Origin of the sequence: Aurantiacibacter atlanticus (assembly GCF_001077815.2) — a bacterium.
In the GTDB taxonomy this organism is placed as follows: Bacteria; Pseudomonadota; Alphaproteobacteria; order Sphingomonadales; family Sphingomonadaceae; genus Alteraurantiacibacter; species Alteraurantiacibacter atlanticus.
The window spans coordinates 2293873-2310249 of sequence record NZ_CP011310.1 but is presented as its reverse complement, the minus strand read 5'-3'; the positions used below and the strand labels follow the sequence as shown (position 1 = coordinate 2310249).

The window sequence follows — 16377 nt, the reverse complement described above, 5'->3', positions numbered from 1 at the left end:
TGCAAATGAGCGAGGAACCCGCGATCAATAAAGTAAGGAGCGTGGCGGAAGCGATTATCTGGCAGGCTGATCACGCCGAGAAGGCAGGCGCACCAAATACCGCGCGGCTGGTGCGGGCGCTGCTGGCTGTCGCGCAAACCGATACCGCGATCGGTCGGCGTATTGCCAATTGGCAGGGGTTGACGCTGGAACACGCCATGCCGTTGCGCATTGCGGGCGGCTTCCACTGGCTTTATCTGACCGGTGACGAACCGCGGCTGGGGGAAATATATCAGGGCCTGATAACCGATCAGGGCAGGGTGGATGCGCTGGCCACCGAAACAGCGCGCACATTCGATCATGTGTTGTTGCCGTGGTTCGACAGTCCGCCACAAACCAATGAAGCGGGGCGTTCTGCCAGCATTATGGCAGCCCTGTTGTGGCTATCGGACAAGGTGCAACCCGCGTTCGAACTCAACGAAATCGGCGCGAGTGCGGGCATCAATACGATGATGGGCCGGTTCCGTTTCGACCTTGGCGGCGTAAAGGTCGGGCCTGGTCTGTCATCCATCCTGATTGAGCCGGAGTGGCGCGGCGATCCGCCGCCCGCAAATAGTGCTGAAGTCGTCGAGGCGAAGGGCTGCGACATCATGCCGGTGGACCTGATGGACGAAGCTGCGGCGCTCCGTCTCAAGGCTTATATCTGGCCCGAAGCGACCGCCCGCATGGCCCGCATGGATGCTGCCATCGCAATGGCCGGACGCGCACCGCCAGAACTGGTGCGGCAGGATGCTGCGCAATTTGTAACAGAGAGACTAGCTGAGCCCCAGCCAGACGGCGTGACGCGCGTATTGTTTCACACGATAATGTGGCAATATCTGCCCGAGGCAACCCGCAACGTCATCACGCAAGCCATGAAAGCAGCAGGCGCACTGGCCACGGCGGATAAGCCGCTCGCCTGGATTTCGCTGGAAACCAATCGCGAAACATTCAGGCATGAATGCCGCGTTCGTTACTGGCCGGGAGGAGATAGGGAAGTGCATCTTGGCAATGCCCAACCGCATGGCGCCTGGGTGGAATGGATAGGCGCGGACTAGGCGATTTTTCAAGAAATGCGCCTATTGCCGCATTAACGGCTGACGTCACTCATGTCAGACACCCTTGCTGGGGACGCCGAGCAATTCGATGGTGAACAGCAATGTCGCGCCGCCGGGAATTGGTCCGCGACCGTCCAGCCCATAAGCCTTTTCAGCCGGGATTACGATTTCCGCCGTGTCACCAACGCCCATATAGGGCACCGCGATTTGCCAGCCCTCTACAAGGCGAGAAAGCGGAAAGGTCGCTGGTTCGCCGCGCGAAACTGAGTTGTCGAACACTTCGCCATCGGTGAAACTGCCAGTGTAATGAAGGGTGACTTCGTCGGCCACCGTGGGCGCGGGGCCTGTGCCTCCGCCAGCGATGCGGCGAAACATGACGCCGCCTTCCAGCCTGTGCCAGCCATCAGCTGCGCTCAAAATGTGGAGGGCGGATTGCTGATTATTGTGCCAGGCAAGACTGCCTGCAGCACCTGCTTCAGGCCCATCCTGCGCGGCGGCGGGGATCGCAAAAGATAGAGCGGCAAAAATGGTAAGAGCTTTTTTCATCGCACCTTCCTAGCCACGATCTCCGGTTACGCATAGCAAACCGTCGTGCGCGGGCCATCGGGCAGGGGCCGCTTGCCCGTTATTGTTCGTCCAGTTCATCGTAATGGCGGAAGATGCCATTCTCGTTGAAATCCAGCCGCTGCTCGCTGGCGAGATATTCGGCGAGGCTTTCAATTTCCGGCACTGCGCCTTGCAGCCCTTCGAGATGCGGCCAGCTGCCCTGCATTGTCTTCATGTAATTGGGGAAGGCATAATCAAGCCCCTCCATCACCTGGAACAGGCTGGTGTCGACATGGGACCATTGCTGGCCAAGGCAAAACGGACCGCCGCTTGTCGCAATCGCATTGTCGAAGTGAATCAGATGTTTGGGGATGCGCTGGGCGCGGAAATATCCGGCCTTCTCAAACGCCGAATCCATCTGGTCAGCATAGAAAAGTTCGCTGGCAACGGGGTGGTGCACGCTATGCACCTCCTCAACCAGATCGCTGATATCCATTTGCAGCTGCAATAGCTGGAGATCGGTTTCCATTTCGCCCGATCCGAGTCCTTCCTTGTCGGACAGATATTGCAGGATGAGCGCGGTCTGGCCGATCACCACCTCGCCATCCACGATATAGGGCGGCGCGTAGGGACGTCTGCCTTCCAGCGCGTGCATATGTTCCACAAGCGCATCACCGCTTTGTTCGCGGGCCATATCGGCATAATCGATTTCGCCTGCTTCGCAGAACAGGCGAACAAATTCACCGCGGCCGGGAATTTCAGGCCAATACCACAGATCTATGCTCATGCGCGTTCTCCCGGTGCGTTGCATTTCATTGCAAATGCGTGGACGCGGTTGCCCGGAATATCGCCCAGCGCGGCAAGCACCAGCCTTTGCCTCTGCAAGCGGTTTTTGCCCGCGAATGCCGCGCTTTCCACCACGACGGAGAAATGACTTTCACCGCTGCCATCATCGCCAGAATGGCCTGCATGCTGCGCGCTGTCATTATTGACTTGGAGGTGGGTGGGGGAAAGAGCCTGCCGAAGCAACTCCTCTATCTCTGTTTGTATTGGTCCGCTCATACCGCATGACTTGGGGCTTCACTTCGTGCGGTGCAATCCCCATTCAGGGTTGTTCATGCGAAACCAACGGTTCCACGGACGCTACGAAAGCGATGGGCGAGAGTGCGAGCATCCCAGATGCAGCGAGGCCGGGGAATTTCGTGCGCCAGGCCGACAGGGCAGTTCCTTCGATGGGCCTGGGCAATGGCGCTGGTTCTGTCTCGATCACGTGCGTGAATTCAACGCCGGTTATGACTGGTTTGACGGGATGAGCGCGGATGAAATCTATGCCGCGCAATCTCCGGCATCAGGCTGGCAGACCGAAACGCCTGCTTTCCGCCCTACTGCCGGCATGGATGGCAAGCCGCGCTGGGCTGATTTTGCCGACCCTCTTGATGCGATTGGTGCGCGGGCAGGCGATATCAAACGCGCGGCAAGGGGCCAGAACCATGAACGCTACAGCCGCTTCACCCCGCGAGAGCGTGAAGCGCTGGGGGCAATGGGGCTGGGGCCGCAGACGGATCGCACCAAATTGCGCCAGCGATATTCGGAACTTGTGCGCCGCTATCACCCTGATCGCAATGGTGGGGACCGCAGCCATGAATCGCGCCTCCAGCGGGTGGTGGAAGCTTATCAATTGCTGCGCGGGTCTGATGCCTTCGCCTAGACACGTTGCCTGAATGCCCAGCGCAATGTGCCTCCAAGTGCGCCTGTGACCAGCCTGGCGGGAAAGGCGCCAAGCCCCGGTGGATCAAGATCCAGCATGGTCCGGGCAAAGGGCGGGATGAGAGCGGTGGCGGCATTGGCGAAGAACGGCTGCACCGCGCCAGCTGCCCCTTTTGCCCTACCATTGATGATAAGCGCAGCAACTTCGCGCGCCTCCGGGCTGGCACGTAAGTCGCTGCGCATTTCACGGAAAATACTCATTGCCTCTGCCTTGGTTTCAGGCACGGGATCAGCGCCCAGCCTTTTCGCGATAAGAGCGAATTGGCGGAAATATTCGTCCTGTTCATGCATCGGCATGTCAGGTTGCACATGGACCAGCCAGGCTTCCAGAAACATCATTGCTTCTGTCACATGTACCCAAGCCAGAACGCGCGGATCGGTGGCGCTATACGGTGTGCCATCGGGCAGGGTGCCGTTTATCTTTGTGTGAATGCGGTTGACCCTTTCTATGGCCGCTTCAGCATCGTCTGAATGGCCATAGGTCGTCACCGCGATAAAGCGCGCAGTGCGGCGCAATCGGCCATGCATATCGGCACGAAAATCGGAAAAATCCAGGACACCGCGCAAGGCATGGGGGTGAAGCATCTGCAATAACAGTGCTGCCATGCCGCCTACCATCATGCTCACCACATCGGCATGGACCATTCTGATGGGACTATCCTTGGCAAAGAAGGCCATGTCAGATGGCGGGACCGGTGCCTCTCCGCCGGGCACATCGTTGAAAACCCCGCGCACGCCTTCGATCAGCTTGAGGCGAGCATATTCGACGGGATCGAAACGAGGCAGATCGGAATTGGCCATGTCTGCAATGTGGACCAAGCAAGGCCGCAATGCGAGTGTTCAGCCTTCGATAGTGCCCATGGAATCGCGATAGGCTTCGCGCGTCTGAATGCGCTGCTGATAGGATTTGAAGCTGTCGCGCGCTTCCATCGTGCCGAAGTTGAGGCCCCAATCCACCTGGCTGCCGACATAGACATCGGCCATGGTGAAGCGATCGCCGCAGACGAAATCATGCACCTTGAACCAATTGTCGAGCGTATCCATCACGCGTGTAAAACTGCCAAAGCCAACGGTGCCTTCCTGTTTGGCATCCTTCGGCTCCCATCCCATCGCCTTGTTGGAAATGGCGGTTTCGATTGGCCCTGCCGCAAAGAAGAACCAGCGGAAGTAATCCGCCTTTTCTTCCTCATGCGGCAGGAGATCGGATGCTTCCATTTCAGCAAGGTAGTGACATATTGCTGAAGCTTCAGTCACGACCCTGTCGCCTTCCGACGCGTGGTGGATGATGGTCGGCAGTTTGCCCATCGGATTGGCGGCCAGCAAGGCGGCGGGTTTGGCATCCCATTCGACTATGGCGAGTTCGGGCGATACGCCCACTTCGGCAAAGGCCCATTTGGCTATCAGTGCCCGGCTCATCGGGTTGAAAAACAAGGTGTAGCGGCTCATCCCTTTTACCCTCCTTCATCATCGCGAACAGATTTCGGCTGTCCCGCGCAGACTCCTCATCTCTCGGTAGACCAGATTTCCCCATGACATTCCAAACCGCAGCATGCTTGGCGGTGCCACTGACCAGCTATATAGCATACATCTGTGTTGCAGCGCGCCAGCACCGCGTCTAGGCATCATGGTGATGAACGAGATGACCAGCAAATCCGAAACCGGCACCACCGTGATGACCGCTCCCGATACTGAGATGGACGTGCGCGACACGTTCGGCATAGATATCGACATGAAGGTGCCTGCCTTCTCAGAGGCAGACGAGCGGGTGCCTGATATTGACGAAAGCTATGTGTTCGATCCGGACACGACTCTGGCGATACTTGCGGGGTTTGCGCATAATCGCAGAGTGATGATCCAAGGTTATCACGGCACTGGTAAATCGACTCACATCGAACAGGTGGCCGCGCGGCTCAACTGGCCTACCATCCGCATCAATCTCGATGCGCATATCAGCCGGATCGATCTGATCGGGCGTGACGCCATTGTCCTGCGCGATGGTCTCCAGGTAACTGAATTTCGTGAAGGCCTGCTGCCATGGGCCTTGCAGCACCCGGTTGCGCTGGTGTTCGATGAATATGATGCTGGTCGCCCGGATGTGATGTTCGTCATTCAGCGCGTACTGGAACAAGCAGGCAAGCTGACATTGCTGGACCAGAACCGCGTCATTCGGCCCAATCCCTATTTCCGGCTGTTCGCCACTGCCAATACGGTGGGGCTGGGTGATACAAGCGGGCTTTACCACGGCACGCAGGCTATCAACCAGGGCCAGATGGACCGCTGGAATATCGTGGTCGGCCTGAACTATCTCTCCGCCGAAACCGAGCGGGAGATTGTCGGCACGAAGACCACGCTGGATGACAAGCTGGTGGCCGATATGATCCGCGTTGCCGATCTTTCGCGGCAAAGCTTTATGAATGGTGATATTTCCACGGTAATGAGCCCGCGAACGGTCATAACTTGGGCGCAAAACACAGAGATTTTCGGGGATCCGGGTTTCTCCTTCCGTCTCAGCTTTCTCAATAAGTGTGATGAGGCGGAACGTTTGCTCGTGGCGGAATTCTACCAGCGGGTATTCGGCAAGGAATTGCCGGAGAGCGTTGTCTCCAAGGCTTGATCCCAAGCGCTTAACGACAGGGGCGACTGCGGCGGGGCTTGTGCATGGCGCGGGTGTCCAGCTATCTGTTGTAATTGCTTTTTTCGGGATGGGCGCGTTCTCATGATCAGACTGACCGCTTTCGCAGCATTGGCAATTTCCCTGTTGGCAAGCCCGCTTGCCGCAGAGAATCGCATTGCCGATCGCGCCACGCTTGAACAAGATGTCCGCATATTGGCCGATGATGCGATGGAGGGCCGGGAAGCCGGGACCCCAGGCTATGACAGGGCGGCGGATTATGTCGCGGGCCGTTTTGCCGACATTGGTTTGCAACCGGGGGGTGACGACCAGACGTGGTTCCAGCATTTTCCGCTGGTGCGCCATTCGCAGGCCAGCGACAGTCGCCTCGCAATCATTGATGCGCACGGACGCGCGACAAAGGCCAGTTTTGGCGAGGATTTCGTCGGTGGCGGGCTGGCAAGCGCAGGTGGCCCTGATGGACGCGGCGATGTCGAAGCACCGATTGTGTTCGTCGGCTACGGCCTCGAAATGGCCGAATTAGGGCATGACAGTTTTGCCGATGTCGATTTGGACGGGAAGATTGCGATGTGGGTCTTCAGCATGCCGGATGATATTGATCCGCTGCTTGCCATTCACCTGCAGCAGGCAGGGGCAGATCGCTTTGCCGCGCAGGGTGCTATCGGTTCAATCTTGCTGTGGACGCCAGAGCTTGACGGCCGCTCTCCTTGGTTGAGCGGGCGCAGTTATGTGGGCGATATCGGCGGTCTCACCTGGATCGGACCGGATGATGTCCCGTTCGACAGGGCGGGCGATATGCAATTCCAGCTCATCGCATCGCCTGAATTGTCGCGCAGCCTGATGGAAGGTCAGCAATTCGGCTGGGACGATATCACGGTTGCGCAGCTTGGCGGCATGATGCCAATGCCCAGTTTCGATACCGGCATGTCTGCCCGTGTCAGCTATGCCAGCGCATTCGAACCGGTGCTGGAGACCAGCAATGTCATCGGCATCCAGCAAGGCACGGACCCCAGCCTTGCAGAACAATATGTGGTCGTCACCGCACATCTTGATCATGTGGGGGTTTCAAACAATCCATGCCCTGATGGCGACATGATCTTCAACGGCGCGATGGATAATGCATCCGGCGTGGCCACGATGCTGGAAATGGCGCGTCTGCTGGTTGCCGATCCGCCGCGCCGACCTGTGATGTTCGTGGCGTTGGGAGCGGAAGAGAAGGGACTGCTGGGGTCATCCTATCACGCTGCCAATCCGGGGCTGGAGCATGGCGAATTGGCGGTCAATGTCAATGTCGACATGCCGATCCTGACCTGGCCGTTCAACGATATCGTTGCCTTCGGAGCGGATCGTTCCAACATTTGGCGCGCGGTCGGATCAGCGGCAAGCGCATATAATGTGAAGTTGGTGCCAGACCCCAATCCGGATGAGGCATTTTTCTTCCGGTCAGACCAGTATTCCTATGTTCGGCAAGGCATTCCTGCGGCCTATCTTGACCTGGGTTTCGGCAATGGCGGTGATGTGGCGCAGACTGCGTTTCTCGACAGGCATTACCATCAGCCATCGGATGAGGCGGATGGCATCGATTATGAGCAGCTTGGCCGCTTTGCCGACATTGCGTATCTTGTAGCGCGCAATGTTGCCGACATGGACGAACGCCCTGCATGGCTTCCCGGAGATTTCTTTGGCAGCACTTTTGGCGGGCCAATTGCGGGCGACAGATAGCCGCGGGGGCAGGCGCTCACTCAGCATTAATATCGTGCGCTACAGCCAGGATAGGTGCAGGCTTTTATAAGGCCCGCATCGGCGCGGCCGATTCCTCTTAGGAAAGCCACAGATCAGATATGATGCCGGATTTCCTCTCGCCAATACTGTATTATACTGTTAACACAGTAGGGTGAACGAGATGTGGTGGAACCCCTTTGCGCGGCGCAAGCGGCAGGATGCAGCGGACAATTGGTCACGGCGCGATGCCGCGCTGGAAAACGCCCCGTGGACCCCATTGCACGATCTTGATGATGGCGATTGGGAGAGGACGACGCGCCCCTATCCTGGGCATTATCCGGCAGCATCGCGTTACAGCAACGGCTGGCGCAGCTTCATTCCGCAGCGTCTTCGGGATCGTTCATGGCTGTGGTGGATCAGTCGTTACATTGCGGCGGTGATCATGCTGCTTATCGTTCTGGTCGGCTATCTTGCGATTACCGCACCACTTTCCAAAAGCCTTGAGCCCATTGCGCCGCCGCAGATCACACTGCTTGCCGCCGACGGCACGCCGATTGCGCGCAATGGTGCCGTGGTGGACGATCCGGTTCTGGTCGCCGACTTGCCCGAACACGTCATTCAACCCTTCCTCGCAGTCGAGGACCGACGGTTTTACGATCATTGGGGCGTCGATCCGCGCGGGGTCGCACGCGCGGCCTTCACTGGGGTTGGCGGTGGCTCCACCATCACCCAGCAGCTTGCCAAATTCACCTTTCTGACGCCCGAGCAGACCCTGACGCGCAAGGCGCGCGAGGCCCTGATTGCCCTGTGGCTGGAAGCGTGGTTGACCAAGGACGAAATTCTCGAACGCTATCTCTCCAATGCATATTTTGGTGACAACAGATATGGCATCCGCGCAGCCAGCCTGCATTATTTCTACCGTCAGCCGGAAAATCTGAAGCCTGAACAGGCCGCGATGCTGGCAGGCCTCTTGCAGGCGCCCAGTCGCCTTGCCCCGACCCGCAATCCCGATCTCGCGGCCGCACGTTATGGGCTGGTCAAGGGCGCATTGGTTGCTGCAGGCTTTATCACGCAGGCCCGGGCAGATGCGATGGGGGTGCCCGCACTGGATGTGCGCTCCCGCAATGATTTGCCAACCGGCACATATTTCGCAGACTGGGCCCTGCCAGAAGCGCGCAAGATGAGCGATATTTCCTATTCCCGAGAAACCCTTACCACTACACTCGATTCAGGCCTGCAGGACATTGCCCGCCGCGTGATCGAACGTGCACCATTGGGCGATGCGCAAGTGGCCTTGGTGGCGATGCGCACCAATGGTGAAGTGGTCGCAATGATCGGTGGTCGGGATTATTCGCAAAGCCCGTTCAACCGCGCAACCCAGGCGCGCCGGCAACCTGGCTCCACATTTAAGCTGTTCGTCTACCTTGCCGCCTTGCGCAACGGGTGGAGCGCCGACGATATGATCGCCAATACCGAGTTTTCGCAAGGCAGCTATCGCCCCGGCAATTCAAACGGGCGGTATTCAGCGCAGATCAGCCTGCGCGATGCCTTTGCCCAATCTTCCAACGTGGCCGCTGTGCGCCTGTTCAATGAAGTGGGAAGTGAAGCGGTTATCGAAACTGCACGCGAATTGGGTGTAACATCCGCGCTGCCTGCCGGTGATCCCAGCCTTGCGCTGGGCACTTCGACAATGAATTTGCTTGAACTTACCGCCGCTTATGCCGGTGTTGCGGGCAATAGCTTCCCGGTTGAGCCGCGCGCCTTCCCGCAAGAGGAAACCGGCTGGTTCGATTGGCTGATGAGCGGCAGGGGCAATCTCAACTCGCGCGATCATGACGATATGGAAGACTTGCTGCGCAGCGCCATTAATCATGGAACCGGAAAGGCGGCCATGCTCTCTGTGCCGAATTTTGGGAAAACCGGCACTACGCAAAACAATCGCGATGCGCTGTTCGTTGGCTATGCGGGTGATCTGGTGGTGGGCGTATGGATCGGCAATGACGATAATTCACCGCTCAGCGGGATCAGTGGCGGCGGACTGCCCGCACGCATCTGGCGCGATTTCATGCGTGGTGCGCTGGGCGCAAGTGCGGCGCAGCCGGGGCCGATGCCTTCGCCCGATCCAAGTGGTCCCGTGGAGCCGATGGATGTGCCCGATCTGGAAGATATACCCCTTGGCGATGGCCACCATCTGATTATTCGTGATGGAGAGGCGATATTGGTCACGGATATAGATGGCGTGCCGGTAGAAGTCGGCATGCGTGACGGTGATTTCTCCCTCGAAGTGGACGAGGAGGCCGCCCAAAGCAGGCTGGAGGAAGAATTACGGCGCGAGCCGGAGCCCGCGCCGTAACTTCCGTTTCAGGCCTGCGGAGTGACGAGATATTTCTCGCCCGTCTTCATCTGCGCATAATCCAGAAACGCAGCTTTGGTCAGCATTTCGTCAAGGCCGACACGGGTTTTGTAAGAGCTGGCGAATGTCGTTTTCAATCCACTGACCACGCGTTTGCGCATCGAAGTCAACGTGGACATGTCGCAGCTGGCAAGGAAGGGCATCAGCAGCCAGCCTGAAACCGTCCATTGAAAACCGAATGCTGGGGTGAGGATGGTGGGAGACTTGTCGAGCCTACCATAAATATACATTTTCTTCGGCTGGTCAGAGCCATAGCGGTTGAATTCAGGCAATTTCGCCGCAGCCACGCGCTCCATGGCGCGAAGGCAGCTATCTGTCATAGTGCCGCCGCCGATCGGATCGAAACCCAGAAACGCTTCGGTCTTATCAATTGCATCGGCCAACGATTGCTCGAAATCGCTGTCCGAACTGTTGACCACATGGACTGCACCTTGTGATTTGAGCAATTCGGCCTGCTCCTGCTTGCGCACGATATTGACCAGTTCCAAACCATCCTCTCGGCAGATACGACAGAGCATCTGGCCAAGGTTTGATGCGGCAGCGGCGTGAATGATGGCATTGTTGCCTTCGCGTTTGGCCGTTTCCACAAATCCCAATGCCGTCATCGGATTGATGAAGGAGCTCGCCCCCTCTTCAACGGTGTGATCGCCAAGCGGAATGCACATCTTCGCATCGGCCAGCGCATATTCGCCAAAGGCATTGCCGGGCACGCAGGCGACGCGCTGACCCATCAGGGCCTGCGCCATTTCACCGTCACCGGCCGATATGACGGTTCCGGCACCTTCATTGCCAATGGTTTGCGGCACGCCGTGGCGAGCGGCCTGCAAGGCGGCGGCCTGCGGGTGAACTTGCAGCTCTATCCGTCCCGCTGAATATGCCGCGCCTTCAAGGTCAGCGCCGCCTGTCATCAGGAAAAGATCCGATGGATTGATCGGGGCCGCTTCCATTCTTATCAGCACCTGGTTCCCAGTAGGATCGACGAATTCGGTCTCTTCCAGCGCGAGTATCATCTTGCCATCTGGATAAAGCGTGGACGTGAGTTGCCGGCCTGTGGTCGTCATATGATGTTCTCCTCTGACTCGTCTTCGTAACGCGCGGCAACGAAATATAGGCCTTCGGGCGGCGCATTCAGCCCCAATGCGGCGCGATTTCTCGCTTCAAGCGCGTGGGCGACCTTGTCCACACGCCACTGGCCTTGTCCGACAAGAGCCAGCGTGCCTACCATTGAGCGCACCTGATGATGCAGGAAACTGCGCGCCGCCGCGCGAATAATGACCGCGTCGACCTCTCGCGACACATCGAGTCGGTCCAGCGTCTTTACGGGATCATTCGCTTGGCAATGGGCAGACCGGAAAGTGGTGAAATCGTGCCGCCCGACAAGCGATTGTGCGGCGTCATGCATCGCCGCATGATCCAATGGTTTTGCGATATGCCAGGCCCGTCCTTTTTCCAGCGTTAGCGGAGCGCGGCGATTGCGAATGCGGTATTCATAGCTTCTGCCAATGCAGGAAAAACGCGCATGCCAATCATTCGGTTTGTGCTCGCAACCGATAATGGCAATTGGATCGGGACGCAGACGCGCATTGAGCGCTTCCATCAAGCGGAATGGCGCGATGTCCTTTTCCAGATCGAGATGGCAGCGCATGGCAAATGCATGCACGCCGCTGTCCGTCCGTCCTGCGCTGTGCAGCGTGACATTCTCTCCCGTCACTTTTTTTGCAGCTGTTTCAATTGATTGCTGGATGCTGGGGCCGTGTGCCTGTCGTTGCAGGCCAAAAAACGGCGTGCCATCAAACTCCACGGTGAGGGCAAAGCGCTTCATGCAAGCCTGGTCCCGGCTGCAATCTTCCTGCCTCGAAGGAAATCTTCCAGTGGCATGGCGGGCTTTCCGGCGCGTTGTAGGATGACAGGGCGTAGCGCGCCAGTGCCACAGGCGATGGTAAGCGATCCGTCCAGCACGCTGCCGGCATCGCCTTCATCATCCATGGTTTCTGCAAGAAGAAGCTTGATCCGCTCTCCTTCAAGTTCAAACCAACTCCCGGGGAAGGGGGCAAAGGCACGCACTTCACGTTCGAGAATTTCTGCAGGCTTGGTGAAGTCCAGACGAGCCTCTGCCTTGTCTATCTTGGGCGCATAGGTGGCGAGGGTATCGTCCTGCGTTTCAGGCTGGAGTTCGTCCAGACGCGCCAGCGCCTCCACCATCAGGCGTGCGCCTGTCGCGGCCAGTTCATCATGCAATTCGCCAGTGGTCTTGCGTGCGACCGGCATCGCGGATTTCAACAGCATCGGACCTGTGTCGAGACCCTGCTCCATGCGCATGATCGTGATGCCTGTCTCCTTGTCACCTGCCTCTACGGCGCGATGTATCGGAGCCGCTCCGCGCCATCGTGGCAGGAGCGATCCGTGGACATTGAGACATCCCAGAGGCGGCGTTTCCAGCACGGCGGCCGGCAGAATCAGTCCATAGGCAGCCACCACCGCCACATCTGCTCCAAGCGCAGCAAATTCGGCTTGCGCCTCTGCGTCTTTCAAGCTGACGGGATGCCGCACCGCGATACCCAGCCAGTCTGCCCGCGCATGGACGGGGGAGGGCCGCTCCTGTTTTCCACGGCCGGAGCGGCGCGGCGGCTGACTGTAGACGCAGGCAATATCGTGATCTGCCGCCACCAGCGCATCGAGCGTTGGCACTGCAAAATCGGGCGTTCCCATAAAGACTATGCGCACATGGCACCTTTCTATCCGTTGCGTGGGGCCCTATCTGGCGGACTATGGCATCGCAAGAGATCGAAAATCTGAGCCAGGCGCTGGCGCGGCTACCGGGCCTTGGTCCGCGTTCTGCACGCAGGGCGGTTCTGTGGCTGGTGAAACACCGTGAAACCGCGCTCAGACAGATTATTGATGCGCTGCAGATGGTTCAGGACAAGCTCGTTGAATGCGGAACCTGCGGCAATGTCGATACGCGCGATCCATGCAGCATCTGTGCCGATCCCCGCCGGGACCGCAAGAGCATCTGCGTGGTAGAGGATGTCGCGGATTTATGGGCGCTTGATCGGGCGCGGCTGTTTACCGGGTGCTATCACGTGCTTGGCGGCAAGCTTTCCGCCCTCGACGGTGTGCGGCCTGAAGACCTCGCTATCGACAGCCTGATGGGCCGCGTGTCGCAAGGCGATGATGATGGCACCATGATCGAGGAGGTTGTATTGGCGATGAATGCGACGCTGGAAGGGCAAACCACGGCCCATTACATTGCAGAGCGGCTGGAGGAATTTCCAATTCGCATCACTCAGCTCGCCCACGGCCTGCCGGTCGGTGGTGAACTCGATTACCTCGACGAAGGCACGCTGGCGCAGGCATTGCGCGCAAGAAGGCCGCTTGGCCGTGATTGAAACTTTCACCAAAACGCACTAAATTAGCACCTATGGCTATACGTGAAATTCTTGAAGCGCCGGATCCCCGGCTAAAAATCGTGTCTTCTCCCGTCGAAAAGTTCGATGAAGGGCTGAAGACGCTTGTCGATGACATGTTTGAAACGATGTATGATGCCTATGGCATCGGCCTCGCCGCCATTCAGGTGGGGGAGCCTATTCGTCTGCTCGTAATCGATTTGCAGGAAGAAGATCCTGACGCAGAGCCAGAAGAATGTGAGCATGATGGCACGAAACATACGCACCAGCCGGTGAAAAAAGATCCGCGTGTTTTCGTGAACCCTGAAATCCTCGATCCCTCGACCGACAAGGGCATCTATCAGGAAGGGTGCCTGTCAGTTCCCGATGTTTACGCCGATATCGAACGCCCATCGCGCTGCCGTGTGCGTTGGCAGGATCTGAATGGCAAGCAGCATGAGGAAGACATGAGCGGCATGCTGGCAATATGCATCCAGCACGAGATGGATCATCTCAACGGCATATTGTTCATTGACCACCTCAGCCGTCTTAAGCGCGGCATGGCGCTGAAAAAGTTGCAAAAGGCCCGCCAGGCAGCCTGATACGTTTGCGCATTATCGCAAAGATGAAGGGCCGCCCCATCGGAAGCGGCCCTTTTCTTTTGTTGATGCATGCATCCTAGGCGGCAGCAGCTTGCGCCCCGCCTTTGGGGATGAGCGCGAAGGCCAGTAAATATAGCGCGCCGACAACCAGCAGCAGATTATTGTAGCCGGTGAACAGCGCAGCATATTCAAGGCAGCCACCAAGGATCGTGCCCAGCAGGTTCACCGCAAATGCAGAGCGCGTGTCACCACTTTCACGGAAACGCTTAGCAAAGGCCACATTGGCGATGAAGATCGGGACAAAGGCAAGCAGGGTGGCGGCAATCAGGCGCGGCGCAAACGCCATGCCCAGCAGCCATTCTTCCGGCACGAAATATGCTGCCAGCAGGGATGCGAGCATCGCGCCATAACACCAGCCAATCGGCGGAGTTTTGAACTTGCGCGTCACTTCCACAGCGCCCAGCACGATAATCAGCACGCCGCCGAAAACCAGCGCATTGACGAACCAGGTGGTGCCGAACAATAGCGCAAAGGTCGCGATGTTCTTCGTTTCGAGCAGCATGAAGGCTGCGCCCATGAAAAACAGATCCGCATAAGGGCGCATTTCGCGCAACGGTCCGCCCAGTGTGCGCACTGTCAGCAAGGATGCCGCAAGGATCAGGCCCAGCGTGACGATGTAAAGCGGCGGGAAATTGTCCCCACGGAAATAGATGAACGGCGCATTGTCTACCGCAGGCGCCATATCGGCCTCTACACTGACAGGCGCCCAGGTTTCCGCGCATTGTTGATCCGCAGGGGTCAGGCCGACGGTGATGACAGCCTGCGCATCATCAAATTTGTCGACACAGGGCGCATGGCCAAATGCGGTGGCGGCGGTGTTGGCCAGTCGATCAATCAGCCAGTCTTCGCGATAGTAATTATACATCGCAAATGTGCCGCCGTCATTCAGGCGTGAACGCACGGATGCCAACGCTTCTTCAGTGAAGAGAAAGCTCTCGAGACGGATCTGCGAAGCGCCATTCACCAGCGTCAGGCTGTCAGGCAGGGCGAAAAGGATAAAGTCATATTTCTTGTCCGTTCCTTCAAGGAAAGCGCGGCCATCATTGATATGACGTGTGACACGCGGGTCCTGATAAGGCCGATCAATATTTCCATCGACACCGATCTGCATGATGCGCGGATCGATATCGACAGCGTCCACGCTGCGGGCACCGTTTTCCAGCGCCACAGCAAGATCGGAACCGGAGCCTGCTCCGATGATCAGCACATCGCCCAATTCGCTTGCGGCACGGCGTTCATACGGTGTGAAATAAATGGAATATCCCATCTCGCGGCGCAGGCTGCTTGGCGCCATCACCTGGTGCGGAACACCATTGGCGCGAATTTGCAACACGCCGTCAATCGGAGGATCACGCTCAAGCGTCTGGATCTTGTAATATGGCGACCAGCTGATGTTTTCATCTGTGCTTTCATTGAACAGGATAACAAGGAGCGGCAGTGCCCAGGCAAACATGATCAGCCGACGGTTCTTATCCGCGAGCGCAATGTATCCAAGGCCTGCAATCAGACCCCAGATGAGAGAAGGAGCATGCATGAAACTGAGGACAGAAAAGGCGACGATACCTGTCAGCGATCCAATCAGGTCCCAGCGATAGGCTTTGAGCGCGGGCAGCTTGGCAAAGCAGCGGCCGACCAGTTCCGCGGGGCCGGCAAGTATGATCGCGACCAGACAGAAAATCAGCGGCAATGCCAGCCAGGCAGGCGGGCCGGCCATTTCCAGCGCGGTGAAGTAGATAATATCCTCACCTTCGCGCTGAATGCTCATCGGGTAACGGATTACGCCGATTGTAAGCAGGGTGAGTAATGGCAGTGACCACGGCCAGATAGACCAGCTCTTACGGCTGATGAGAAAACCGGCGCCGATGCCGAGAAATGACCCCAGCAACACGAAATTCGAGAAGTAGGAGAGGTGGATGACGTTGGAGCCAAGCCAACGGATCAGCGCCAGCTCCACGAACAGCATCAATCCGGCTGCAAGCACAAGGCGCGCAGCAATGCTGTTCTCACTTTGCGTCGTTTCTGCGTCTGGGCTGCCCCCATCTGTCTGTCCGGCAAGCGCCGCCGAATTGTTCTCGGCAATATCCACGTAGATTCCCCTGATAATCCTGCTGTGGCCTTATCGGGGATATGGTTAAGAACGTGCTAAAGGCGAGCCTATCGAAACAGGCTTTGTGTC

16 protein-coding genes are annotated in these 16377 nt (G+C 58.0%); 7 read left to right on the top strand and 9 right to left on the bottom strand.

Annotated elements, in window-relative coordinates:
* Positions 1 to 5: 5 nt before the first annotated feature.
* Entirely contained in the window at positions 6 to 1076 is a 1071-nt protein-coding gene (locus tag CP97_RS11190; RefSeq protein WP_048886011.1) for a DUF2332 domain-containing protein, read from the top strand.
* A 54-nt stretch (positions 1077 to 1130) separates the two neighbouring features.
* On the opposite strand, the gene CP97_RS11185 is transcribed toward CP97_RS11190, so the two are convergent.
* The 3 genes from CP97_RS11185 to CP97_RS11175 form a co-directional block, all read right to left on the bottom strand.
* Positions 1131 to 1622, bottom strand: a complete 492-nt coding sequence (locus CP97_RS11185; protein ID WP_048886010.1) for an FKBP-type peptidyl-prolyl cis-trans isomerase — start codon at positions 1620 to 1622, stop codon at positions 1131 to 1133.
* 79 nt (positions 1623 to 1701) lie between these two features.
* Positions 1702 to 2409, bottom strand: a complete 708-nt coding sequence (locus CP97_RS11180) for a glutathione S-transferase (protein WP_048886009.1) — start codon at positions 2407 to 2409, stop codon at positions 1702 to 1704.
* Complete coding sequence (locus CP97_RS11175) at positions 2406 to 2684, bottom strand: BolA family protein (RefSeq protein WP_048886008.1); 279 nt, start codon at positions 2682 to 2684, stop codon at positions 2406 to 2408. Before CP97_RS11175 ends, CP97_RS11180 begins: the two co-directional genes overlap by 4 nt.
* A 55-nt stretch (positions 2685 to 2739) precedes the next feature.
* Here CP97_RS11175 and CP97_RS11170 point away from each other — a divergent pair, with 55 nt between their 5' ends.
* Positions 2740 to 3330: a J domain-containing protein gene (locus tag CP97_RS11170; RefSeq protein WP_048886007.1), complete on the top strand. Its 591-nt coding sequence runs from the start codon at positions 2740 to 2742 to the stop codon at positions 3328 to 3330.
* On the opposite strand, the gene CP97_RS11165 is transcribed toward CP97_RS11170, so the two are convergent.
* Positions 3327 to 4208, bottom strand: coding sequence for an oxygenase MpaB family protein (locus tag CP97_RS11165; protein ID WP_227819590.1), 882 nt, complete (start codon positions 4206 to 4208; stop codon positions 3327 to 3329). The genes CP97_RS11170 and CP97_RS11165 overlap by 4 nt on opposite strands.
* A 21-nt stretch (positions 4209 to 4229) precedes the next feature.
* The gene (locus tag CP97_RS11160) at positions 4230 to 4835 is read right to left on the bottom strand and encodes a glutathione S-transferase family protein (RefSeq protein ID WP_048886005.1); all 606 of its coding nucleotides are present in this window, start codon (positions 4833 to 4835) and stop codon (positions 4230 to 4232) included.
* 184 nt (positions 4836 to 5019) lie between these two features.
* Here CP97_RS11160 and cobS point away from each other — a divergent pair, with 184 nt between their 5' ends.
* The 3 genes from cobS (at position 5020) to CP97_RS11145 (ending at position 10096) form a co-directional block, all read left to right on the top strand.
* Positions 5020 to 6003 carry a cobaltochelatase subunit CobS gene (gene cobS / locus CP97_RS11155; protein ID WP_174539164.1) on the top strand — a complete coding sequence of 328 codons (984 nt, stop codon included), beginning with the start codon at positions 5020 to 5022 and terminating at the stop codon, positions 6001 to 6003.
* A 102-nt stretch (positions 6004 to 6105) separates the two neighbouring features.
* Positions 6106 to 7743, top strand: coding sequence for a M28 family peptidase (locus CP97_RS11150; RefSeq protein WP_048886004.1), 1638 nt, complete (start codon positions 6106 to 6108; stop codon positions 7741 to 7743).
* A gap of 181 nt (positions 7744 to 7924) precedes the next feature.
* Positions 7925 to 10096 (top strand): transglycosylase domain-containing protein, encoded by a 2172-nt coding sequence (locus CP97_RS11145; RefSeq protein ID WP_082863914.1) that lies wholly within the window; start codon positions 7925 to 7927, stop codon positions 10094 to 10096.
* A gap of 8 nt (positions 10097 to 10104) precedes the next feature.
* Here CP97_RS11145 and CP97_RS11140 read toward each other — a convergent pair whose 3' ends face one another.
* The 3 genes from CP97_RS11140 to fmt are packed head-to-tail and all read right to left on the bottom strand — an operon-like array spanning position 10105 to position 12880.
* Complete coding sequence (locus CP97_RS11140; RefSeq protein WP_048886003.1) at positions 10105 to 11217, bottom strand: alcohol dehydrogenase catalytic domain-containing protein; 1113 nt, start codon at positions 11215 to 11217, stop codon at positions 10105 to 10107.
* Positions 11214 to 11978 (bottom strand): tRNA pseudouridine(38-40) synthase TruA, encoded by a 765-nt coding sequence (truA, locus tag CP97_RS11135; RefSeq protein ID WP_048886002.1) that lies wholly within the window; start codon positions 11976 to 11978, stop codon positions 11214 to 11216. Before truA ends, CP97_RS11140 begins: the two co-directional genes overlap by 4 nt.
* On the bottom strand, positions 11975 to 12880 hold the full coding sequence (gene fmt, locus CP97_RS11130) for a methionyl-tRNA formyltransferase (RefSeq protein WP_048886001.1): 906 nt from the start codon (positions 12878 to 12880) through the stop codon (positions 11975 to 11977). Before fmt ends, truA begins: the two co-directional genes overlap by 4 nt.
* 44 nt (positions 12881 to 12924) lie before the next feature.
* Here fmt and recR point away from each other — a divergent pair, with 44 nt between their 5' ends.
* Positions 12925 to 13542, top strand: a complete 618-nt coding sequence (gene recR, locus CP97_RS11125; protein ID WP_048886000.1) for a recombination mediator RecR — start codon at positions 12925 to 12927, stop codon at positions 13540 to 13542.
* A 32-nt stretch (positions 13543 to 13574) separates the two neighbouring features.
* Positions 13575 to 14141, top strand: coding sequence for a peptide deformylase (gene def / locus CP97_RS11120; RefSeq protein ID WP_048885999.1), 567 nt, complete (start codon positions 13575 to 13577; stop codon positions 14139 to 14141).
* A 76-nt stretch (positions 14142 to 14217) separates the two neighbouring features.
* On the opposite strand, the gene CP97_RS11115 is transcribed toward def, so the two are convergent.
* On the bottom strand, positions 14218 to 16287 hold the full coding sequence (locus tag CP97_RS11115; RefSeq protein WP_048885998.1) for a spermine/spermidine synthase domain-containing protein: 2070 nt from the start codon (positions 16285 to 16287) through the stop codon (positions 14218 to 14220).
* Between the last annotated feature and the right edge of the window lie 90 nt (positions 16288 to 16377).